This is a genomic window from Micromonospora coxensis (assembly GCF_900090295.1).
In the GTDB taxonomy this organism is placed as follows: Bacteria; Actinomycetota; Actinomycetes; order Mycobacteriales; family Micromonosporaceae; genus Micromonospora; species Micromonospora coxensis.
Genome location: NZ_LT607753.1, coordinates 6,028,490 through 6,049,879, shown reverse-complemented (window position 1 = coordinate 6,049,879; position 21,390 = coordinate 6,028,490). Strand labels below are relative to the sequence as shown.

Sequence of the window (21,390 nt, the reverse complement as noted above, 5' to 3'; positions counted from 1 at the left end):
TCACCGTACGCGCCACCGGACCTCGGCCGGCGCGATGCCGTCCGCGTCGACCAGCACCCGCCCTGCCCCGACCAGGTCACCCACCTGGAGGTACGCCTGCGCGGCGTCCACCAGGTACGCGGCCCGGTACTCGGCGGGCAGCCACCGCCACTCCTCCCGCCGGATGACCCGCTCGTGCCGGTACACCGCCTCCCCGGCATCGCCCAACTCCACCGCCGCCACCACCCGCGCCAGTTCGACGGCGATGGGCCCGAAGCTGGTGTGATGCGGATCCTGGCCGGCACTCATGTGCTCGGCCACCCCGGCGGCGTGATCGATCAGCTCGTCGGCCTGGTGGGTGTCGCCACAGCTGGCGGCAGCCAGCGCGCCCTGGAGCAGCAGCGTCCCCTCGACTGCGGCATCCGTCGTCCTCGCGGCAGCAGTCATGGTCACCGTCAACGCCAGCCGATCCCGGTCCAGGGCCCGCAGCGCCTGCCCGACCGACACCGCCGCCACTCCCGCCACGACCGGATCGCCACCGGCCAGGGCGACCGCTCGGTCGGCGGCCAGCCAGCCGAGATCGGCTTCACCGAGCTTCACGAGGACGGCTCTCACCGCCGTCACCCACCATGCGCCGCGACGTACGTCAGGCGCTCGCCGACGTCAGGTGCCTCGATGACCAGTCCCGCCAGAGCACCGTGCGCGTCGAGTGCGCCGTCGAGTAGGGCGGCCACATCCACGGTCGGCCTCGTACGCCCGGCCTCCAACTGGTGGAGGAGGTTCTTGCCATGGTTGACGGCGGCGGCGAGCTGTCGCAGGGACATCCCCCGCGACTCACGGAGTCGTCGCAGTTCCGCAGCGAAGCGCGGATCGACGATCGTGTTCGCACGCGGGGGCATCGCAGCACTCCTACCTCAGACGGCCACGACCATCACAGTGGGCAACGCTCCGGTCATCGACCGTACTCCTGACGGGCGCAGAGATGCCAGAAACCCCTCTTGGCGACGCTCACCCAGGCAGCAGGGGAACCGCCCACCTGTCCCCTCGGACATGCGCACTCCCCTACACGCCTCACGCCGCACCTCTTCATCTCACTTCTTGGCCGGAAACTTGTTGTCGTCCACTCGGCTAGGGGCGAGCGTGAACGCTCCCGGAAGTTCGCGAAGTTGGAGGGTGTCACTCAAGTAACCGTAGGTTGTTATGGTCAACTGCCTGCGCGCTTCAAGAAACCGGGGTTCGCTTGCTGGCGGGGCACGGAACTTGGCCGTCTGCGAGTGGCCAGATTCAACCGTGCCGACGACAGTCGAAATAGCTGCGAGGCTTCCCGCCGAATGGGCACTCAACCCAGACCACCCACTGCCAAGCACTACCGTCTCGTAGTTGGTGTAGGCGCTCGCCTCAATCGCCTCATCGTAGTACCAATACCCGTTCGGAAATCGTTCCGCTCTAACATGTGCGCTTCGATTGACGGCGGAGAAGCGGGCTTCGCCGAGCTTCCCGACACCGTGCAGCGGTATCTCTGGGGCAAAACTTGGTGTTCGTGTTGTGACCGTGTAGGCCACCACCCCGTTCTTGCCGCTTTCAGTGAATGCCTTGACTGCATAAACCGCGTTGATCCACATCAGCTCACGCAACGCGCCTAGATCCCGCTCGATCTGCGGCTGCCCGCCCAGCTTCTCTTTGAAGTTCTCCACCGTAGAGTCAGCAAACAGTTTGGCAACCGCCTCTGCCGCCACCTCCTCCTCCGACTTCTTCGAGACATAAGCAACGGCAGCGACCACCAGAAGGCCGACAATTGTGGAGATGACCATCTGAGCAAGCTTGGGGATACCCAGCTTGTGATCTCCAACCCATTTCTTCCACCGCTGGATGCGATTGTCAGGTCGGATTGCATCCGTCATGCTGCCGACGCTAGCCTTTATGCAAGCGGAGAATGTCGGTTTGTTGCAACTTTAAAGGCTTGTTGCACGTGGGGCTGGTTCCAGAGCTCACCAAGAGTGGAGACATGACCGGACCTGCTCAGAGCGCCACGATCGCCGCCGTCTCCCCCGGCAGCTCGACCCGGTCCCGCATCACCGTCACGCCCTCCCCGGTGGCCAGCAGCACCCGCCGCGCCACCCCCGGCAGCGAGATGCCCTGCGCCCGAGCGGCCAGGTTCGCCACCACGAGGGTCTCCCCCCGGCGCATCACCAGGAACCGGTCCCCGTGCCGCACCTGCACCCGGTCCAGCCGAGGGTCGGACAGGTCCGCCCGGCTCTTGCGCAGCGCGATCAGCCGGCGGTGGAACTCGTACATCTCGCGGTGCTCCGGCTTGTCCAGCTCCGCCCAGTCCAGCCGGGAGCGCAGGAACGTCTGCGGGTCCTGCGGATCCGGCACGTCCTGCGTGGCCCACCCGTGCGCGGCGAACTCGCGCTTGCGGCCGTCACGGACCGCCACGGCCAGCTCCGGCTCCGGGTGGCTGGTGAAGAACTGCCAGGGCGTCGACGCCGCCCACTCCTCACCCATGAACAGCATCGGGGTGAACGGGGCGGTCATCAGCAGCACCGCCCCGACGCGCAGCAGCGCCGGCGAGAGGGTGGCCGAGATCCGGTCCCCGGTGGCCCGGTTGCCGATCTGGTCGTGGTTCTGCAGGTACGCCACGAAGCGGTGCCCCGGCGTGCGCTGCCGGTCGACCGGGCGGCCGTGGCTGCGGTTGCGGAAGCTGGACCAGGTGCCGGCGTGGAAGAACGCGCCGGTGAGCACGTCGGTGAGGCACTCGAGGGAGCCGAAGTCGCCGTAGTAGCCCTGCCGCTCGCCGGTGAGCAGGGTGTGCAGGGCGTGGTGGGCGTCGTCGTTCCACTGGGCGTGCAGGCCGAACCCGCCGGCCTCACGCGGGGTGATCAGCTTCGGGTCGTTGAGGTCGGACTCGGCGATCAGCGACAGCGGCCGGCCCAGGTGGGTGGCGAGCGTCTCCACCTCGGTGGCGACCTGCTCCAGGAAGTGGGTGGCCCGGGAGTCCGGCATGGCGTGCACGGCGTCCAGCCGCAGCCCGTCGACGTGGTAGTCGCGCAGCCACATCAGCACCGAGTCGACGATGTAGCGGCGCACCCCGTCGGAGTGCGGGCCGTCGAGGTTGACGGTGCGGCCCCAGGTGTTGCTCTGTTCGGTGAGGTACGGCGCGAACATCGGCGCGTAGGCCCCGGAGGGCCCGAAATGGTTGTAGACGACGTCGAGGATCACCCCCAGCCCCTTGGCGTGGGCGGCGTCGACGAGCCGTTTGAGCCCGTCCGGCCCGCCGTACGGCTGGTGTGGGGCGTACCAGCAGACGCCGTCGTAGCCCCAGTTGTGCTCCCCGTTGAAGGCGTTGACCGGCAGCAGCTCGATCATGTCGACGCCGAGGTCGACCAGGTGGTCGAGGCGGGTGATCGCCGCGTCGAAGGTGCCCTCCGGGGTGAAGGTGCCGACGTGCAGCTCGTACAGGACGCTGCCGGGCAGTTGCCGGCCGGTCCAGCCCTGGTCGGTCCACGGGTGGGCGGAGTGGTCGTAGAGCCGGCTGGGCCCGTGCACCCCCGCCGGCTGCCAGGCCGAGCGGGGGTCGGGCAGTGCCCGGTCGTCGTCGTCCAGCAGGAACGCGTAGTCGGTGCCCGGCCCGGCGCCGGGGATCTCGACCCGCCACCAGCCCTGCCGGGTGGGGCGCATCTCGTGGTCGGTGTCGCCCGGCAGCCGCAGCCGGACCCGGGCGGCCTCGGGCGCCCACACCGTGAACTCGGTCATGCGGCAGCCTCCACGGAGTCGGTGGGAGCCAGCAGTGCGACGGGGTAGGTGCGCAACAGATCATCGAGCAGCAGCTCAGACCCACTGTAGACCCGACCGGTGAACACGTCCGTAACACTGTTACCGGAAATCGGCAGGGTGGTGCCGCGCCAGCCGCCGTCGGCGGCCAGCCGCACCGGCAGCCGGGTGGCCACCGCGACCGCGCCACCCCGGTCGAAGGCGAGCGCGTGCCGGGCGGCCGGCCCGTGCGCCGGCACCGGCCGGTAGGTGTCGAACAGCTCCGGGTGGTCGCGGCGCAGCCGCAGCGTCCGGGACACCACCAGCAGCTTCGCCGCGCCGTCGGCGGCCACCGCCGGTCGCCGGCCGCCGTCGAGACGGGCCAGCAGCTCCCGGCGTACGGCGAAGTCGACCGGACGGCGGTTGTCGGGATCGACCAGGGAGTTCTCCCACAGCTCGGTGCCCTGGTAGGTGTCCGGCACCCCGGGCATGGCGAGCTGGACGAGCTTCTGCCCGAGCGAGTTGGACCAGCCCGCCGGGGTGATCTCGGCGGCGAAGGCGGTGATCTCGGCGTGCAGCTCGGGGTCGTCGTACATCCGGTCGATCAGGGCGTGCAGCTCGTGCTCGAAGGCGGGGTCGGGGTCGGCCCAGCTGGTGCTGACCGACGCCTCCCGGGCGGCCTTCTCCGCGTACGCGTGCAGCCGCTCCCGCTCGACGGGCCAGGCGCCGACGGCGGTCTGCCAGAGCAGGTGGGCGAAGGCCGGGTCGCCCAGCGGCGCCCGGGACGTCCACCGGCCGACCTGCTCGGCCCAGCGGCCGGGCAGCTCGGACAGCACGGCGAGGCGGGCCCGCACGTCCTCGCCGCGCTTGGTGTCGTGGGTGGACAGGGTGGTCATGCTCGCCGGCCAGCGGGCCTGGCGGGCGGCGGCGAAGCGGTGGAACTCCGCCGGCGGCACCCCGAAGTGGGCGGGCGAGCCACCGACCTCGTTGAGCGCGACGAACCGGCTCCACCGGTAGTAGGCGGTGTCCTCCACCCCCTTGGCCATCACCGCGCCGGTGAGCTGCGGGAAACGGGCGGCCAGCTCGTGCTCCGGGTCGCGCAGGCGGGCGGTGAGCGTGTCCAGGGCGGCGGTCAGGTCGGGGCGGCGTCGGCCCGCCTCGGACCGGGCGGCGGCCAGGTGCCGGGCGCCCATCGGCGGGTAGCCCCGGTAGACCGGGAAGCAGGCGGCCAGCTCGGCGAGGGCGTCCCGGGTCACCTCCCGGTCCAGCTCCGGGACGAGCGCGGCGAGCCGGGTCAGCTCGGCGGCGAGCAGCCGGGTGGCGGCCTCCCGCTTGGTGTCGTGGGTGAGGTCCTGCCAGGAGGTGTGCCGGCCGGTCAGCCGGCCGTCGAGGGCGGTGAAGTCGCCCTCGGCGTCGCCGTCGACGAAGAGCCCGCAGACGGCGGCGAGGGCGTCGTACCCGGTGGTGCCCTGCACCGGCCAGTCCGGCAGCTCCTCGCCGTACTCGAGGATCTTCTCCACCACCAGCCAGACGTCCGGCGCGGCGGCGCGCAGCCGGGCCAGGTAGCCGGCCGGGTCGCGCAGGCCGTCGGGATGGTCGACCCGGATGCCGTCGACGTCGCCGGCGGCGACCCAGCGCAGGATCTCCGCGTGGGTGGCGTCGAACACCGCCGGGTCCTCCACCCGCAGGCCGGCCAGGTCGGAGACGGCGAAGAACCGGCGGTACGTCAGCTCGGTGTCGCCGCGGCGCCAGTCGACCAGCTCGTAGTGCTGCCGGTCGTGCACCTGCCGGGCGGTGCCGTCGCCGGTGCCGTCGGCGATCGGGAACCGGTGCTCGTGGTAGCGCAGCTCTCCGTCGACGACCTTGAGGTCGTCCAGCGCGCCGGCGCTGTCGGCGAGGACGGGCAGCAGCAGCCGGCCCCGGTCCCAGTCGATGTCGAACCAGGACGCGTACGCCGAGCCGCGGCCCCGGCGCAGCACGTCCCACCAGGCCGGGTTGGCGGCGGGCCGGGCCACCCCGGCGTGGTTGGGCACGATGTCCACCACCAGGCCGAGCCCGGCGGCGCGCAGCGCCCGGACCAGGCGCTGCCGGCCGGCCTCGCCGCCCAGTTCGGGGTTGACCGCGCGGTGGTCGACCACGTCGTAACCGTGCTGGCTGCCGGGGGTGGCGGCGAGCAGGGGCGCGCTGTAGAGGTGGGTGACGCCCAGCGCCACCAGCCAGTCGGCGAGCGCGGCGGTGGCGTCCAGGTCGAAGCCGGGGCGGACCTGGACCCGGTAGGTCGACCCCACCCGGGTGGTCGGCGTCCGGTCGGGTCGAGGGGTGTCGGGCATCTCAGGCCGTCCTCTCCAGGACCAGCAGCGAGCGGTCCGGCACGCAGATCGCGCCGCCGGCCTCGACCACCGTGGTCTTCTCCGGGTCGGGTTCCGCGGTGCTGATCTTCAACTCCCAGCGCTGCCCGAACTCCGGCCCGGGCAGGGTGAAGTCCAGCGGGGCGTCGTGCGCGTTGAACAGCAGCAGGAAGGAGCTGTCCCGGTGACGCTGGCCGTACTGGCCGCGCTCCGGGATGCCGTCGCCGTTGACGAACAGGGCCACCGAGCGGCCGAAGTCGTTGCCCCAGTCCTCGCCGGTCATCTCCCGGCCGTCGGGGGTGTACCAGGCCAGGTCGGGCAGGGCCGAGCCGGCGGCCCGGCCGCCGACGGGCAGGCCGGTGAAGAAGCGCCGGCGGCGGAACACCTGGTGCGAGTTGCGGAACTCGGTGAGCCGACGGACGAAGGAGAGCAGCTCGGCGTCGGCCTGCTCCCAGTCGATCCAGGCCAGCTCGCTGTCCTGGCAGTAGGCGTTGTTGTTGCCGCGCTGGGTGCGGCCCAGCTCGTCGCCGTGGCCGATCATCGGCACGCCCTGGGAGAGGATCAGGGTGGCCAGGAAGTTGCGCCGTTGCCGGGCCCGCAGCGCGCGGACGCCGGGGTCGTCGGTCTCCCCCTCGACGCCGCAGTTCCAGGACCGGTTGTGGCTCTCGCCGTCGCGGTTCTCCTCGCCGTTGGCCTCGTTGTGCTTGTCGTTGTACGACACCAGGTCGTTGAGGGTGAACCCGTCGTGGCAGGTGACGAAGTTGATGCTGTGGAAGGGGCGGCGGCCGTCGTCCTGGTACAGGTCGGCGGAGCCGGAGATGCGGGAGGCGAACTCGGCCAGGGTGGCCGGCTCGCCGCGCCAGAAGTCCCGCACGGTGTCGCGGTACTTGCCGTTCCACTCGGTCCACTGCGGCGGGAAGTTGCCGACCTGGTAGCCCCCGGGGCCGACGTCCCACGGCTCGGCGATCAGCTTGACCTGGCTGACCACCGGGTCCTGCTGGACCACCTCGAAGAAGGTGGAGAGGCGGTCCACCTCGTAGAACTCCCGGGCCAGGGTGGCGGCCAGGTCGAAGCGGAAGCCGTCGACGTGCATCTCGGTGACCCAGTAGCGCAGCGAATCCATGATCAGCTGCAGCGAGTGCGGGCTGCGCACGTTGAGGCTGTTGCCGGTGCCGGTGTAGTCGACGAAGTAGCGGCGGTCGTCCTCGGAGAGCCGGTAGTAGCTGGGCGCGTCGACGCCCTTGAAGCTCAGCGTCGGACCGAGGTGGTTGCCCTCGGCGGTGTGGTTGTAGACCACGTCGAGGATGACCTCGATGCCGGCGGCGTGCAGCGCCCGGACCATGCCGCGGAACTCCTGCACCTGCTGGCCGAGGCGGCCGAGCGCGGAGTAGCCGTGGTGCGGGGCGAAGAAGCCGATGGTGTTGTAGCCCCAGTAGTTGCGCAGGCCCAGGTCGGCGAGGCGGTGGTCGTGCACGAACTCGTGCACCGGCATCAGCTCGACGGCGGTCACCCCGAGCCGCTTGAAGTAGTCGATCATCACCGGGGAGGCGATGGCGGCGTACGTGCCGCGCAGCTCCTCCGGGATGTCGGGGTGGCGCATGGTCAGCCCCCGCACGTGCGCCTCGTAGATCACCGAGTGGTGGTACGGGATGCGCGGCGGCCGGTCGTTGCCCCAGTCGAAGTACGGGTTGACCACCACCGACTTCGGCACGAACGGCGCGGAGTCGGTGGTGCTCATCCGGTCCGGGTCGCCGCCCAGCTCGTAGTCGTAGACCGCCGGGTCCCAGGTGACCTCCCCGTCGACGGCCTTGGCGTACGGGTCGAGCAGCAGCTTGTGCGGGTTGCAGCGCAGCCCGTCGGCCGGGTTCCAGGGCCCGTGCACCCGGTAGCCGTACCGTTGGCCCGGCTCGATCCCGGGCAGGTACGCGTGCCAGACGTAGGCGTCGACCTCGCGCAACTCGACCCGCCGCTCCGCGCCGGTGTCCCACTCGTCGAAGAGGCAGAGTTCGATCTTCTCGGCCACCTCGGAGAAGATGGCGAAGTTGGTGCCCATCCCGTCGTACGTGGCGCCGAGGGGGTAGCGCTCGCCCGGCCAGACCTGCATGTCGCTCCTTCGGCCATGATCGTGAGCGCACCGGACGGGGCGGGCCGCCGGTGCGCACGCCGCTAATGCCCCACCGCGCGACCGGTCAATCCAGCCGTTCGGACGGCACCCGATATCCACCCACCTGATACCGGGAAGACCTTTGGGTGTCCTCCGTCACCATAGGCCGTTTCGAGATGCGGCGGAGAGCGTCATGGCCTTTCCTTGATGCGGGCGCGCCCGCGCGGGCGGCCTGTCGAGCCCCTCGGCCACCCCACCCTTTCTTTCCGCCGCCACCGTTGCCGGCGCGACCCACCGTGCATGGACGGAGATCGATGTGACCACCCCGCGGGTCGGCGAGCAGCCCGTGACCGCCCCCGACCGGACCTGCCGGCCCAGCCCCACCTCCCGCGCCCAGATCCCGCAGCAGCACGGCGTCGCCGGGGTGGCTCCGCGGACCCGTCGGATCCTGATGCTGTCCTGGGAGTACCCGCCGGTGCTCGTCGGCGGCCTCGGCCGGCACGTGCACGCCCTGTCGGTGGCCCTGGCCGCCGCCGGGCACGAGGTCACCGTGGTCACCCGGCACGCCGAGGGCGCCCCGCTGGAGGAGTACGCCGACGGCGTGCGCATCCTGCGGGCCGCCGAGGACCCGGTCACCTTCCCGCTGGCCACCGGCTCCCTGCTGGCCTGGACGATGGCGTTCAACCACACCCTGACCCGGGCCGCGCTGCGCGCCGCCGAGTCCGGCGACTACGACGTGATCCACGCCCACGACTGGCTGGTCGCGCACACCGCGATGACCCTGCGCGAGCACCTGGACGTGCCGCTGGTCAGCACCATCCACGCCACCGAGGCCGGCCGGCACCAGGGCTGGCTGCCCGAGGAGATGAACCGCACCATCCACGGCGTCGAGCAGTGGCTGGCCGGCGAGTCCGGCCGGGTGATCGTCTGCTCCGGGTACATGCGCCAGGAGGTGGGCGCGCTGTTCGGGGTGGATCCGGCCCGCGTCGACGTGGTGCCCAACGGCGTCGAGCCGCACCGTTGGCGGGTGCCCACGTCGGCGGTCGCCTCGGCCCGGGCCCGGTTCGCCGGGGACGGCCCGCTGGTCACCTTCGCCGGCCGGCTGGTCTACGAGAAGGGCGTGCAGCACCTGCTCGCCGGCCTGCCCCGGCTGCGGGAGCGGCACCCCGGGCTGCGCGCGGTGATCGTCGGCGACGGCCCGTACAAGTCGGCCCTGGAGGCGGAGGTGCACCGGCTCGGGCTGGGCGCCACGGTCAGCATGCCGGGCTTCCTCGGCGGCACCGACCTGCCCGCGGTGATGGCCGCCTCGGACTGCTTCGCGGTGCCGAGCATCTACGAGCCGTTCGGCATGGTCGCCCTGGAGGGCGCGGCGGCCGGCGCGCCGCTCGCGGTGGCCCGGACCGGTGGCCTGGCCGAGATCGTGGAGCCGGGCGTCACCGGGATGACCTTCGCCCCGCAGGACCCGGACGGGCTCACCGAGGCCGTCGACGCCCTGCTGTCCGACCGCGAGCGGGCCCGCCTGCTCGCCCGCCGGGCCCGCGCCATGGTCCACGAGCAGTACGGCTGGACGGCCATCGCGCACGCCACCGCGACCACGTACGCCACCGCGATCACCGGCGACGCCGCGTTCACCACCGAACGCGCCGAACTGCGCATGACCCTCGGTCGGATCCCCACCCCCACCCCGCACGGCAACCTACTGGTCGCCGCCGGCCTTCGCTGACCCTCGCCGCGCCGTTCGCGGCGTGTCGCGGTGTTCTCGGCCGAGGACACCGCGACACGCCGCGAACCGTGTGCGCAGGGGACGTGGACGGCCCGGCGAACGGTGAAGGCCGCCGGCCCCGGTAGGGATCGGCGGCCTTCACCGTTCGGGATGCGCCGTCAGCGGTCGGTGAGGGCGGTGTAGTCGCGCTCGGCGGAGCCGGTGTAGATCTGCCGCGGGCGGCCGATCTTGGTCTCCGGGTCGTTGATCATCTCGCGCCACTGGGCGATCCAGCCGGGGAGCCGGCCCAGCGCGAACAGGACCGTGAACATCTTCGTCGGGAAGCCCATGGCCTTGTAGATCAGGCCGGTGTAGAAGTCCACGTTCGGGTACAGCCGGCGGGAGACGAAGAAGTCGTCGGCGAGCGCGATCTCCTCCAGCTGCATGGCGATGTCCAGCATCGGGTCCGGCTTGGCCATCCGGCCGAGCACGTCCTGGGCGGCCTTCTTCACGATGGCGGCGCGCGGGTCGTAGTTCTTGTAGACCCGGTGGCCGAAGCCCATCAGCTTCACGCCGTCCTGCTTGTCCTTGACCTTGCGGACGAAGGACCGGACGTCGCCCCCCTCGGCCTGGATCTTCTCCAGCATCTCCAGCACGGCCTGGTTGGCGCCACCGTGCAGCGGGCCGAACAGGGCGTTGACGCCGGCCGAGACCGAGGCGAAGAGGTTGGCGTTGCTGGAGCCGACCAGCCGGACCGTGGAGGTCGAGCAGTTCTGCTCGTGGTCGGCGTGCAGCACGAAGAGCATGTCCAGCACGCGCGCCATCACCGGGTCGACCTCGTACGGCTCCGCCGGCACGCCGAACGTCATCCGCAGGAAGTTCTCCACGTAGCCCAGCGAGTTGTCCGGGTACAGCAGCGGCTGGCCGATCGACTTCTTGTACGCGTACGAGGCGATGGTGGGGACCTTCGCCATCAGCCGGATCGTGGACATCTCCACGTGCTCGGAGTCGAACGGGTCCAGGCTGTCCTGGTAGAAGGTGGAGATGGCGCTGACGGCCGAGGAGAGCACGGCCATCGGGTGCGCGTCGCGGGGGAAGCCGTCGAAGAAGCGACGCATCTCCTCGTGCAGCAGCGAGTGCCGGCGGATCCGGTCGCTGAACTCGGTGAGCTGCTGCTGGGTCGGCAGCTCGCCGTAGATCAGCAGGTAGGAGACCTCCAGGAAGGAGCTCTTCTCGGCCAGCTGCTCGATCGGGTAGCCGCGGTACCGCAGGATGCCCGCGTCACCGTCGATGTAGGTGATCGCGGACGAGCAGGACGCGGTGTTGACGAAACCGGGGTCGTACGTCGTCATCCCGGTTTCCTTCAGCAGCTTGGTCACTCCGATGCCGGCGGGGCCCTCGACCGCGGCCTGTACCGGCATCGAGAGCTGCCCACCGGGGTGATCGAGCTTGACTTCCGTCATGTGGTTCCTCGCTTCGCCGGCGAATCTTCGTTGAATTGCCTTCGCTTCTACCGTATTCGCGGACCCTGGGACACTGCCCGTCGTGGTTCGGCGGTGAGGTATGCGTCACCCGATTCCCGACCCGGCGGCTCGGAAACCCTGGTCAGCGAGGGCGAACCCGACGATGACGGGCGTCGGGGACGAAAGGCTCAGCTGAGCGTCAGCCGGCGCAGGCCACCGTCGGAGGCGACCCGGTAGAGGTCGAGCCGGTTGACGCCGGCCCGGAACAAATGGTCGTCGCCGACGAGGGCGGCGAAGCGGCGGCCCCCCGCGTCCCGGGACACCACGGGCACCACCGTGGCGACCGTGCCGTTGACCGCGACCGCCAGCAGCGTGCCGTCGGGCACCTCGTCGGGCACCGTCCCCCAGACCAGCGCCGGCAGCTCGCCGGCGGCCGGGTCGACGGACCGGAACGCGGCCAGGTTCGCCACCCGGGCCCGCCCCCCGGCGGGCGCGTCGCCGACGGTGGTGCCGACCAGCGGGTGCGCCGGCGGGTCCGGGGGTCGGGTCGGCACCGCGCCGCGCAGGGTCAACGGCTGTCCCGGCCGGTCGTAGAAGACCTTCTCGGCGCGCGGGCGCGGGGTCTGCCGGGCCGAGCGGCCGTCGACCTGCCACGGGATCCGTACGTGCACCTCGTCGGCGATGGTCGGCAGCAGGTCGACGTGCTCCCAGTTGCGGTCGTCGATCCGGCCGGCGCGCTGGCGGGGCGTCTTGACGAAGGTGGGCACCCAGGCCACCTCACCGGCGGCGTGGTTGATCGCGTCCAGCCCGCGGCCCTGCCAGTCCCGCTGGAAGCTGACCCCGTGGTCGGCGGTGAGCACCAGCAGCGCCCGGTCGTACAGGCCGGTGGCGCGCAGGGTGCGCAGGGTCTCGCCGACCAGCCGGTCGGTGTAGCGCAACTGGGCCAGGTGCCGGGCCCGGGCCAGCTCGACCCAGCCGGCGCCGTCGTTGGGCAGGTCCTCCGGGGCGGTGTAGCGCGCCCCGGACGGCAGGTACGCCCAGGGCGCGTGCGGCATCAGCAGGTGCAGGAAGTGCAGGGTGGGCCGGTCGGTGGGGCGCAGGCCGGCCAGGAAGCTGGTGAACCGGGCGGGCTGGTTGTCGTCGAGGCTGTCCCAGCGGAACTTCGGGTCGTCCGGGACCGGTTCGGCGTCGTCCAGGCCGACCTCGGCCGCGGTCCGCTCCCGGTACGACTCCTGCGGGTCGACCCGGCTGTCCACCGGCGCGACGATCTGCCGCAGCAGCCGCCCGCTCTCGCGCACCAGCACCCCGAGACCCTGCTGGGGGCTCGACGGCTGCTCGCAGCGGCTCGGCGGGCAGAGCCGGGTGATGCTCTCCTCGGCGCGGACGTCGTACAGGCCGCCGAGGGCGGTGAACAGGTTGTCCGGGTACTGCGAGTAGTGCGGGGCGAACGGCTGCGCCGGGTACCGGCCGGTGAGCATGGCCGGCAGCGCGTACGGCGTCCAGCCGCTGACCCCGGTGGCGTTGCGGTACCAGGTGGACCCGGCCGCCAGCTCGGCGAAGTGCGGGTAGCGGGTGGCGTCGATCCGGCCGTCCGGGCCGAGCAGGGAGACCAGCGGCAGCTCGTCCAGGACGATCATGACCACCGGCGGGTGCTCCCCCGGCCCGGCCACCCCGGCGGCGCCGCCGTGCGCCCGGGGCAGCACCACCGCCGAGGCCGGCGAGGCGAACAGGAACAGCGCCACGAAGACCGGCGGGCCGGCCGCGGCGACCCGCAGCACCCGTCCCGGCGCGCGCCACCGCCGGTGCGCCGCCGCCCCGGCGACGCCGAGCACCCCGGCGACCAGCAGCAGCGGCACGCCCCGCAGCCCGGTGGCGTGCCGGCCGGCCTGCACGGCGAGCGCGGCCAGCAGCAGCCCCACCACGACGGTGTGCGCCAGGCCCCGGGCCCGGACGCCGGCCAGCCGGGTGGCCAGGCCGAGCGCGCCGAGCGCGACGGTGGGCAGGACCGTCACCAGCGCCACCAGCAGCAGCACGTCCCGGGGTTCGGCCCGGTGGAACAGGAAGAAGTCCGGGCTGCGCCCGAGCACGTCCAGCAGCGGCTGGGTGACCGTCAGCCCGACCAGGGCGGTCACCTCCAGCAGCCGGCGCAGCTCGGCCCGCCGCCCACCCGGGTCGTCCGGGTCCGGCGACGGGCCGGCCGTACGCGGTGGCGCCGCGGTCGCGAGGGCGCGCTCAGCCACCCACCACCACCTGGTAGAGCGTGCGGGTGCCCGAGGGCAGTTCCCGGTGCCGCTCGACGCGGCAGCGGGCCGCGAGCAGGCGCTCGAACTCGTCGCGGCGGTAGTCGGGGAAGAGCCCGTCGGGTTTGTTGGCCAGCAGCCGGCGGGCCATGACGTCCTCGGGGTGGACGAACTCCACCACCAGCCGCCCGCCGGGGCGGACATGGGCGACCAACTGGTCGAGGACCTGGGCCAGCGGCACGTTGCGGCCGATGGCCAGGTGGTGCACCACGGCGAGGGCGAGCACCACGTCGGCCCGGGCCCGGTCGGCGAACGCGGCCCGCTCGACGCCGCGCCAGCCGCCGCCGGGCGACGGGTCGGCAAGGTCCATCACCAGCGGCAGGATCCGCTGCTCGCCCTCGGCGCGCAGCGCCCGGTAGAGGGCGTCGACCACGGCGGGGTCCTGCTCGACGGCGACCACCGTGGCGGCGTGCCGGGCGGCGATCCGGGCGTACCGGCCGTCGTTGGCGCCGAGGTCGAGGACCAGGCCGGGCCGACCGGCGGCGGTGACGGCCGTGGTGACGAAGTGCTCCTTCTCCGCCCGGTCCTGCGCGGTGTAGCTGCAGGTGCGCTGGTAGTCGACCCAGTGGCTGGGCTCGTCGCGCCGCTCCAGCCGGCGGACCAGCTTCTCGATCCCGCGTACGGTGGCCAGGGCCAGGTCCCGGGAGTAGCCGGCGGCGCGGAGTTGGGCCCGCACGTCGGTGGTGCTCGACCGGGCGTGGCGCTCCTGCATGGCGCCGTGCAGGTGCACGTGGGTGAGCACGCCGGGCAGCAGCCGCCGGGCGCCCCGGAAGAGCCGGCGCATCTGGTCGGGCTCGACGCCGTCGACCCGGGCGCGCAGCCAGGGCTGGAAGTCCACGCCGAGGTGGGCCTGCAACAGCAGCGGGTAGAGCAGCGTCTGGCAGAACTGCCGGTAGCCGGCCCAGGGCTCGCCGTCGGTCAGCGGCGCGAAGGAGCCGACGTCGATGAAGACCGGCCGCACGCCCCGCCACTGCAGGTTGTACGCCGAGCCGTCCTTGGTGGTGAACCCGGCGGGCAGCGCGCGGCGCAGGATCTCCAGGTGCAGCAGCGCCGCGTCGCGCAGCATGCCGAACGACCACTCGTACGGGTGCGAGACGAACGGGATGCGCTCGTGGCGCAGCACGGCGGTCCAGCCGGGCAGCACGGCCGCGTCGACCGGCTCGGTGCCGCAGACCTTGCCCTCGGCGAGCAGCGCGGTGAAGAAGTCGCTGGCCGCCAGGGCCTGCCAGTCGCGGGCGGCCTGCGGGCCGAGGCCGCGCAGCACCTGGTCGCCGGCGTGGAAGACCCGGTTGGCCGGGTCGCGGAAGGAGCCGGGTTCGACCCGGATCCGGGTGTCGGAGCTGGTCATCGGCGAGCGGTCAGCCTCGGTCGGTGGGCTGGCGGCGGAAGCGGTCGACCAGCCGTCGCCAGTAGAGCTTGGCGGCGACGGCCGCTCCCGCGACCCCGCCGACCACCGCCTGCACGATCAGACTGCCGGACCCCGCGTCCAGGTAGGCCAGGTGGTTCACCGACCGCTCCCTTCCCTCGCCGTCGTCACCCGGCGCCGGGCACGCCCATCTGCGGCATTTAAGCCGTTTACGCCGGACTTGTTCCTTGACACCGTACGCGGTCGGCGGCTCGCGCGGGGCCACACCGGCGACCGTGCGTCCGTTTCGTTCAAGACCCCGCCGTGCCGCCGGCCTAGCCTCGGCGGCATGACACCTCGCATGGACTACCTCGGCCTGGTCGTCGCCGACATGGCCCGCAGCCTCGACTTCTACCGCCGGCTCGGACTGGACCTGCCGTCCGGATCGGACACCCGGTCGCACGTGGAGGTGACCCTGCCCGGCGGCATCCGGCTGGGCTGGGACACCGTCGACAGCATCCGCGACCTGGGCCCCGGCTGGACGCCGCCGACCGGCAGCCCTCGGATCAGCCTCGCCTTCCGGTGCGCCCACCCGGCGGAGGTCGACCGGTGCTGGACGGCGCTGACCGCGGCCGGCTTCCACGGCGAGCTGCCGCCGTGGGACGCGGACTGGGGCCAGCGGTACGCGGTGCTGCACGACCCGGACGGCAACGGCGTCGACCTCTACGCCCCGCTGCCCGCGCCGGCCGCCGACTGAGCCCACGGGCTCCCGCGCCCACCCGACCCGCCCCCGGACACCCGACACCGCCCCCGGGGCGGCGGCGCGGACGCGGCGAGCGGCGGCGCTGGCACGGGCGCGGTGGGCGGCGGCGCTGGCACGGGCGCTGGCGCGACGGGCAGCGGCGCGGGCGCGGGCGCTGGCACGACGGGCAGCGGCGCTGGCGCGACGGGCGACGACGCTGGCGCGGGCGGGCCGGACGGCGTGCCGCCCGGCCGGTCCACCGGCGTTCGGGATCAGCCGGGCAGCAGCCGGGTGGGTGGGACGCCGGCCAGCTCGCGCACGTCGCGGGTGAGGTGGGCCTGGTCGGCGTACCCGCTGCGGGCGGCCACCTCGGCCCACCCGACGCCGGTGCGGGCCAGCGCCAGCGCCCGGCGCATCCGCAGGATCCGGGCGAGGGTCTTCGGGCCGTACCCGAAGAGGGCCTGGCTGCGCCGGTGCAGGGCACGCGGGCCGAGGCCGACCTCGGCGGCGGTCGCGGTGACGCTCGCCCCGGCGGCGAGCGAGGCGGCGATCCGGGCGCCCAGCGGATCCGGCCCACCGGCGGCGACCAGCCGGTCGACGGCCACCGCCTCCAGCGCGGCGGCGCTCGGCCGGTCGCCGAGCCGCTCGGCGACCTCGTCCGCCGCCCGGCCCCAGAGCGCGTCGAGCGGCACCCGGCGGTCCCGCAGCACGTCGGCGGGGACGCCGAGGACCGCCGGACCGGTGCCCGGCGGCAGGCGCAGGCCCAGCCACCGCTCCCCGGCCACCGAACGGGACAGGTGGGCCGTCCGGTCCGGCCCCGCCACCAGCAGCCCGGAGCGGCTGGACCAGAGCAGGTCCAGGCAGCCGTCCGGCAGTACCCGGGTCGGCGGCGCGCCCGGGTCGGTCCGGCCGGTCCACACCACGGCCCCGGCGATCCGGCCGGCCCGACGTTCCCGGTACACGCCACCACCCTGCCACGGCGGTACGACGGCGCACCGGCGGCGCAGGGGTCAGGGCGGAGCCGCGCCGGGCAGCCGGACCGTGAAGACGGTGTGCCCCGGTCGGCTCTCCACCTCGACGCTCCCGTGGTGCGCCTCCACCACCGCCGCCACGATCGCCAGCCCCAGACCGGTGCTGCCGTGCTCGCGGGAGCGGGAGCTGTCGCCCCGGGCGAAGCGTTCGAAGACCTCGCCCTGCAACGGCGGCGGGATGCCCGGCCCGTCGTCGGCGACGCTGATCTGCACGCCGTCGCCCACCCGGGCCAGTCGGGTGGTGACCGTGCTGCCGGGCGGCGTGTGCACCCGCGCGTTCGCCAGCAGGTTCGCCACCACCTGGTGCAGCCGGACGCCGTCGCCGGGCACCTCCAGCGCCTCGTCGGGCAGGTCGAGCCGCCAGCGGTGCTCCGGACCGGCGACGTGCGCGTCGCTGACCGCGTCGACGATCAACGCGCTCAGGTCGACCGGCTCCACCGCCAGCGGCCGGCCCGAGTCGAGCCGGGCGAGCAGCAGCAGGTCGTCGACGAGCGCCGTCATCCGGGTGCTGGCCGACTCCACCCGCAGCAGGGCGTACGCCACGTCGGGCGGCACCTGGTCCCGACCGCGCCGGGCCACCTCGGCGTACCCGCGGATGGCGGCCAGCGGGGTGCGCAGCTCGTGGCTGGCGTCGGCGACGAACTGGCGTACCCGGGTCTCGCTGGCCTGCCGGGCGGCGAGCGCGCCGGCGACGTGGCCCAACATCCGGTTGAGCGCCGCCCCCACCTGCCCGACCTCGGTGCGGGGGTCGGTGTCGGCGGCGGGCACCCGGACGGAGAGGGCGACCTCCCCCCGGTCCAGCGGCAGCTCGGCGACCCGGGCGGCGGTGGCGGCGACCCGGTCGAGCGGACGCAGCGTGGCCCGGACGATCAGCGCCCCGATGCTGCCGGCCACCAGCAGTCCGGCGGTCACCACACCGGCCTGGGCGACGACCATCCACATGACGGTGTCCGACACCCCGGAGAGCGGGATCGCCACGGCCAGCACGTTGCCGTCCTGGGTCTGCCGGGCCACCGCCCGGTAGTGGCCCCGCCCGCCGAGTTCGACGGTGTGGGGGTGCCCGTCCGTGGGCATCGTGGCGAGCGGGGCCGCGTCGGCGGTCGGCACCTGCTCCAGGCCGCCGGTCTCGACGCGGGTGCGGGCGATCACGACGCCGTCGCGGGTGCGGGCCGCGATCGAGCCGGGCGGGAAGCCGCGCGGCGGCTCCGGGGCCGGCGGCTCGGCACCACCCGGCCACGGCAGGTCGCCGCTCTGGCGGAACCAGGGCGGGAAGTCGTCGCCGTGCCGGCGGTCGCCGAGGGTGAGCTGGTGGTCCACCTGGTTGATCAGGAAGTGCCGCAGGGCGAGCGTGGTGAGCCCGCCGATGCTGACCCCGACCAGGGCGAGCAGCGCGACCACGGCGAGCACCAGCCGGCGGCGCAGCGACCAGCCGGCCGGCCAGCGGCGCGGGCGGAGGCCCCGGTCAGTCGGCGGGTCTGAGGACATATCCCGCCCCGCGCAGCGTGTGGATCATCGGGGGCCGCCCGGCGTCGATCTTCTTCCGCAGGTACGAGATGTAGAGCTCGACGACGTTGGCCTGGCCGCCGAAGTCGTAGTTCCAGACCCGGTCGAGGATCTGCGCCTTGCTCAGCACCCGGCGCGGGTTGCGCATCAGGTAGCGCAGCAGCTCGAACTCGGTGGCGGTGAGGGTGATCAGGTCGTCGCCGCGGCGCACCTCGTGGCTGTCCTCGTCGAGGTGGAGGTCACCGACGGTGAGCACGGCCTCCTGGCGGGTGGCCACCGCGAAGCCGGAGCGACGCAGCAGGGCGCGCAGCCGGGCGATGACCTCCTCCAGGCTGAACGGCTTGGTGACGTAGTCGTCGCCGCCCACGGTGAGCCCGGCGACGCGCTCCTCCACCGCGTCCCGGGCGGTCAGGAAGAGCACCGGCACGCTCGGGGACTGCTCCCGCAACCGGCGCAGCACCTGGAAGCCGTCGAGGTCGGGCAGCATCACGTCGAGCACCACCACGTCGGGCCGGAACTGCCGGGCGACGTGCAGCGCGGCGGTGCCGTCGCCGGCGCTGCGGACCTGCCAGCCCTCGTAGCGCAGGGCCATGGCGAGCAGGTCGGTCAGCGTCGGTTCGTCGTCGACCACCAGCACCCGCACCGGCTCGCCGTCGGGGCGGCGCAGCTCGACGTGCTGCGGGGCCACCTGCCCGTTCATCACCATGCTCCCATCGTGGGCCGCCGCTCTGACGTGGACCTGTGCCCCGGCTGTGCGCCCGCTGTGCGCGCCCGGGCCCGGCTCGACCGTACCGGCCCACCCCGCCACCGGGACGACTTCCGCGCCGGCCCGGTTACGGCCCACGGCACCGGACCCTTCCGCAAACTCCTACCCGGTGGTAACTTCCGGCCGTGGGCATAGATGGTGATGACTCCCCCGCTGTGCCGCGGATCGCCTTCGAACGGCGCGGCTCCGGTCCCCCGCTGGTGCTGCTGCACGGCATCGGGCACCACTGGGCCGCCTGGCTGCCGGTGCTGGACCTGCTCGCCGCCCGGCACGACGTGCTCGCCCTGGACCTGCCCGGCTTCGGCCGGTCCCCGGTGCCCGCCGGCGGCCTGCCCCGGGACATGGCCGGCGTGGTGGCCGGGGTGGCCGCGTTCTGCGCGGCGCTCGGCCTGGACCGGCCGCACGTGGCCGGCAACAGCCTCGGCGGCGCGATCGCCCTGGAGCTGGCCGCCGCCGGGCACGCCGCGTCGGCCACCGCACTCTCCCCCGCCGGCTTCTGCACCCCCCGCGAGCTGCGCCGCGCCCTCGCCGTGCTCGGCCTGCACCGGGCGGCGGCCCGGATGCCCGCGCCCGTCGTCCGGTCGGTGCTGGCCTCGGGGCCGCTGCGGTCACTGGCCTTCGGCATGATCGTCGCGCGGCCGGAACGGCTCGCCGTGGAGGTGGCCATCGCCGACACCTGGGCGCTGCGCGACGCCCGCGCCTTCCGGGCGGTGGCCCGCGCCGGCCGGCGCTACACCTTCGCCGGCGTCCCGACCGTCCCGGTGACCGTGGCCTGGGGCACCCGGGACCGGATCCTGCCGCACCGGCAGGCCGCCCTGGCCCGCTCCCGGCTGCCCGACGCCCGCCACCTGGACCTCGTCGACTGCGGCCACGTGCCGATGCACGACGACCCCGAGCTGGTCGCCTCGGTCATCCTGGAGACCACCGGAGGCCGACCCGGCTACTCCCCGGCACCGACCGGGTAGGTGTGCACGAACCGCATCGTCCACACCCCGGCGCCGTCGCGCCGCTCCCGGGCGTAGAGGTGGTCCGCTCCGCCGCCGGCCGGCGACGGGTCGCCGCCGGGATGCCGCATGACCCACCGATCGGGCGGCGCGCCGTCGGGATCGGCGGGCAGTTCGCGCCGCAGGCCGTGGGCCGGCCCGCCGACGAAGCGCACGGGCACCTCGTCCATGCCGCCCCCTCCCGTACCCCCGTCCCGGCCGGTCCGCCGGGCGCTCTGGCTGGCAAGCTACCGCACCGGCGACGGCCCGCGAGCCCGCTCCGCCGACCCGACCGGTCCGGGTTTGCCCAGCTCCGGCCATGGGTACCGGCTCCGGAGCGCCACGGCGCACTCGGGCGGTACGGCACGAAGCAGACAGGAGCGGGTCGATGAGGACGCTGGCCGGGCGGTACCAGCTCGAACAGCGCATCGGCGTGGGCGGCATGTCCGAGGTGTGGCGTGCCCACGACCTGGTGCTGGACCGGCCGGTGGCGGTGAAGCTGATGTCGCCCGGACGGCAGGGCGAGCAGAGCACGGTGGAGCGCATCCGGGCCGAGGCTCGCTCCGCGGCCCGCCTGGTCCACCCCAACGTCGCCAGCGTGCACGACTTCGGCACCTCCACCGGCGCGCCCGGGCAGGAGGCGCCGTACATCGTGATGGAGCTGGCCGAGGGCGAGACGCTCGCCGCGCACCTGCACGCCGGGCCGCTGGACTGGCGGATCGCGGTCCGGGTCTGCGCCGAGGTCGCCGCGGCGCTGGCCGCCGCGCACGCGCACGGCATCGTGCACCGCGACGTCAAGCCGGCCAACGTCATGCTCACCCCGTCCGGGGTGAAGGTCCTCGACTTCGGCATCGCCACGCCGGCCGGCGCGGCGGACGACTGCCCCGACGGGATGGTGCTGGGGACGCCGGCGTACCTGGCCCCGGAGCAGTTCGACCGGCATCCGGCCACCCCGGCCGCCGACATGTACGCCCTCGGCGTCCTGCTCTACTACTGCCTCACCGGACGGCTGCCGTACGCGGCGGGGACCACGGCCACCCAACTGGTCGGGGCCCGCCGGATGGTGGCGCCGGAGCCGTTGCCGCCGATCGACGGGCTGCCGGCGGAGGTGGCCGACCTGTGCCGGCGCTGCCTCGCCGACGATCCGATGAGCCGTCCCACCAGCCTGATGGCCGCGCTGCTGCTGGCCGAGGCGGTGGACGCCCGGGTGTACGTGCCGATGCTGGCGTCCGTGCCCCGGCCCCGCACCACCCCGATCTCGCCGTGGACCCAGCGGGCGGCGACCGAGGCGACGGAGGCGGTCGCCCTCGACGACTGGTCGCGCGCCGGCCCGGCCTGACACCACGACCGGCGCGGCGGCGGTGCCCCGCACCG

18 protein-coding genes are annotated in these 21,390 nt (G+C 73.6%); 4 read left to right on the top strand and 14 right to left on the bottom strand.

Annotated elements, in window-relative coordinates:
• The 6 genes from GA0070614_RS27570 to glgX form a co-directional block, all read right to left on the bottom strand.
• Entirely contained in the window at window positions 1-594 is a 594-nt protein-coding gene (locus tag GA0070614_RS27570) for a hypothetical protein (protein ID WP_157745103.1), read from the bottom strand.
• A gap of 5 nt (window positions 595-599) precedes the next feature.
• Window positions 600-878: a helix-turn-helix domain-containing protein gene (locus GA0070614_RS27565; RefSeq protein ID WP_088978680.1), complete on the bottom strand. Its 279-nt coding sequence runs from the start codon at window positions 876-878 to the stop codon at window positions 600-602.
• Window positions 879-1,070: 192 nt separating this feature from the next.
• Window positions 1,071-1,880, bottom strand: a complete 810-nt coding sequence (locus GA0070614_RS30370) for an ETEC_3214 domain-containing protein (protein ID WP_157745102.1) — start codon at window positions 1,878-1,880, stop codon at window positions 1,071-1,073.
• Between the two features lie 118 nt (window positions 1,881-1,998).
• On the bottom strand, window positions 1,999-3,732 hold the full coding sequence (gene treZ, locus GA0070614_RS27560; RefSeq protein ID WP_088978679.1) for a malto-oligosyltrehalose trehalohydrolase: 1,734 nt from the start codon (window positions 3,730-3,732) through the stop codon (window positions 1,999-2,001).
• On the bottom strand, window positions 3,729-6,059 hold the full coding sequence (gene treY, locus GA0070614_RS27555; RefSeq protein ID WP_088978678.1) for a malto-oligosyltrehalose synthase: 2,331 nt from the start codon (window positions 6,057-6,059) through the stop codon (window positions 3,729-3,731). The genes treZ and treY overlap by 4 nt, the downstream gene beginning before the upstream one ends.
• Window position 6,060: 1 nt before the next feature.
• On the bottom strand, window positions 6,061-8,181 hold the full coding sequence (glgX, locus tag GA0070614_RS27550) for a glycogen debranching protein GlgX (protein WP_088978677.1): 2,121 nt from the start codon (window positions 8,179-8,181) through the stop codon (window positions 6,061-6,063).
• 316 nt (window positions 8,182-8,497) lie between these two features.
• On the opposite strand from glgX, the gene GA0070614_RS27545 reads away from it, so the two are divergent.
• On the top strand, window positions 8,498-9,904 hold the full coding sequence (locus GA0070614_RS27545; RefSeq protein ID WP_088978676.1) for a glycosyltransferase family 4 protein: 1,407 nt from the start codon (window positions 8,498-8,500) through the stop codon (window positions 9,902-9,904).
• A gap of 158 nt (window positions 9,905-10,062) precedes the next feature.
• On the opposite strand, the gene GA0070614_RS27540 is transcribed toward GA0070614_RS27545, so the two are convergent.
• From GA0070614_RS27540 to GA0070614_RS30365, 4 genes are all read right to left on the bottom strand, one after another.
• The gene (locus GA0070614_RS27540) at window positions 10,063-11,346 is read right to left on the bottom strand and encodes a citrate synthase (protein ID WP_088978675.1); all 1,284 of its coding nucleotides are present in this window, start codon (window positions 11,344-11,346) and stop codon (window positions 10,063-10,065) included.
• Window positions 11,347-11,534: 188 nt separating this feature from the next.
• A complete protein-coding gene (locus tag GA0070614_RS27535; RefSeq protein ID WP_088978674.1) occupies window positions 11,535-13,586 on the bottom strand; it encodes a sulfatase-like hydrolase/transferase in 2,052 nt (683 codons plus the stop codon).
• Complete coding sequence (locus GA0070614_RS27530) at window positions 13,579-14,994, bottom strand: class I SAM-dependent methyltransferase (protein ID WP_088978673.1); 1,416 nt, start codon at window positions 14,992-14,994, stop codon at window positions 13,579-13,581. Before GA0070614_RS27530 ends, GA0070614_RS27535 begins: the two co-directional genes overlap by 8 nt.
• A 10-nt stretch (window positions 14,995-15,004) precedes the next feature.
• Complete coding sequence (locus GA0070614_RS30365) at window positions 15,005-15,154, bottom strand: hypothetical protein (RefSeq protein ID WP_157745101.1); 150 nt, start codon at window positions 15,152-15,154, stop codon at window positions 15,005-15,007.
• Window positions 15,155-15,340: 186 nt separating this feature from the next.
• Between GA0070614_RS30365 and GA0070614_RS27525 the strand changes: the two genes are divergently transcribed.
• On the top strand, window positions 15,341-15,748 hold the full coding sequence (locus GA0070614_RS27525; protein ID WP_088978672.1) for a VOC family protein: 408 nt from the start codon (window positions 15,341-15,343) through the stop codon (window positions 15,746-15,748).
• Window positions 15,749-16,005: 257 nt separating this feature from the next.
• Here GA0070614_RS27525 and GA0070614_RS27515 read toward each other — a convergent pair whose 3' ends face one another.
• Genes GA0070614_RS27515 through GA0070614_RS27505 form a run of 3 tightly spaced genes read right to left on the bottom strand, consistent with a single transcriptional unit; the run spans window position 16,006 to window position 18,973 of the window.
• Window positions 16,006-16,695, bottom strand: a complete 690-nt coding sequence (locus GA0070614_RS27515) for a helix-turn-helix transcriptional regulator (protein ID WP_088978670.1) — start codon at window positions 16,693-16,695, stop codon at window positions 16,006-16,008.
• A gap of 48 nt (window positions 16,696-16,743) precedes the next feature.
• The gene (locus GA0070614_RS27510) at window positions 16,744-18,249 is read right to left on the bottom strand and encodes a sensor histidine kinase (RefSeq protein ID WP_088978669.1); all 1,506 of its coding nucleotides are present in this window, start codon (window positions 18,247-18,249) and stop codon (window positions 16,744-16,746) included.
• Entirely contained in the window at window positions 18,227-18,973 is a 747-nt protein-coding gene (locus GA0070614_RS27505; protein ID WP_088978668.1) for a response regulator transcription factor, read from the bottom strand. Before GA0070614_RS27505 ends, GA0070614_RS27510 begins: the two co-directional genes overlap by 23 nt.
• Before the next feature lie 185 nt (window positions 18,974-19,158).
• Between GA0070614_RS27505 and GA0070614_RS27500 the strand changes: the two genes are divergently transcribed.
• A complete protein-coding gene (locus GA0070614_RS27500) occupies window positions 19,159-19,998 on the top strand; it encodes an alpha/beta fold hydrolase (RefSeq protein ID WP_231933407.1) in 840 nt (279 codons plus the stop codon).
• Here GA0070614_RS27500 and GA0070614_RS27495 read toward each other — a convergent pair.
• Window positions 19,974-20,207 carry a hypothetical protein gene (locus GA0070614_RS27495; RefSeq protein ID WP_088978667.1) on the bottom strand — a complete coding sequence of 78 codons (234 nt, stop codon included), beginning with the start codon at window positions 20,205-20,207 and terminating at the stop codon, window positions 19,974-19,976. The two genes, GA0070614_RS27500 and GA0070614_RS27495, sit on opposite strands and share 25 nt — an antisense overlap.
• A 197-nt stretch (window positions 20,208-20,404) precedes the next feature.
• Between GA0070614_RS27495 and GA0070614_RS27490 the strand changes: the two genes are divergently transcribed.
• Entirely contained in the window at window positions 20,405-21,355 is a 951-nt protein-coding gene (locus tag GA0070614_RS27490; protein WP_088978666.1) for a serine/threonine-protein kinase, read from the top strand.
• Window positions 21,356-21,390 lie beyond the last annotated feature (35 nt).

Bases quoted from the DNA above. Each gene is read 5' to 3' on its own strand.
- GA0070614_RS27565 (WP_088978680.1), bottom strand. From the start codon at position 878: ATGCCCCCGCGTGCGAACACGATCGTCGATCCGCGCTTCGCTGCGGAA.
- GA0070614_RS30370 (WP_157745102.1), bottom strand. From the start codon at position 1,880: ATGACGGATGCAATCCGACCTGACAATCGCATCCAGCGGTGGAAGAAA.
- treZ (WP_088978679.1), bottom strand. From the start codon at position 3,732: ATGACCGAGTTCACGGTGTGGGCGCCCGAGGCCGCCCGGGTCCGGCTG.
- treY (WP_088978678.1), bottom strand. From the start codon at position 6,059: ATGCCCGACACCCCTCGACCCGACCGGACGCCGACCACCCGGGTGGGG.
- glgX (WP_088978677.1), bottom strand. From the start codon at position 8,181: ATGCAGGTCTGGCCGGGCGAGCGCTACCCCCTCGGCGCCACGTACGAC.
- GA0070614_RS27540 (WP_088978675.1), bottom strand. From the start codon at position 11,346: ATGACGGAAGTCAAGCTCGATCACCCCGGTGGGCAGCTCTCGATGCCG.
- GA0070614_RS27530 (WP_088978673.1), bottom strand. From the start codon at position 14,994: ATGACCAGCTCCGACACCCGGATCCGGGTCGAACCCGGCTCCTTCCGC.
- GA0070614_RS27525 (WP_088978672.1), top strand. From the start codon at position 15,341: ATGACACCTCGCATGGACTACCTCGGCCTGGTCGTCGCCGACATGGCC.
- GA0070614_RS27510 (WP_088978669.1), bottom strand. From the start codon at position 18,249: ATGTCCTCAGACCCGCCGACTGACCGGGGCCTCCGCCCGCGCCGCTGG.
- GA0070614_RS27505 (WP_088978668.1), bottom strand. From the start codon at position 18,973: ATGGTGATGAACGGGCAGGTGGCCCCGCAGCACGTCGAGCTGCGCCGC.
- GA0070614_RS27495 (WP_088978667.1), bottom strand. From the start codon at position 20,207: ATGGACGAGGTGCCCGTGCGCTTCGTCGGCGGGCCGGCCCACGGCCTG.
- GA0070614_RS27490 (WP_088978666.1), top strand. From the start codon at position 20,405: ATGAGGACGCTGGCCGGGCGGTACCAGCTCGAACAGCGCATCGGCGTG.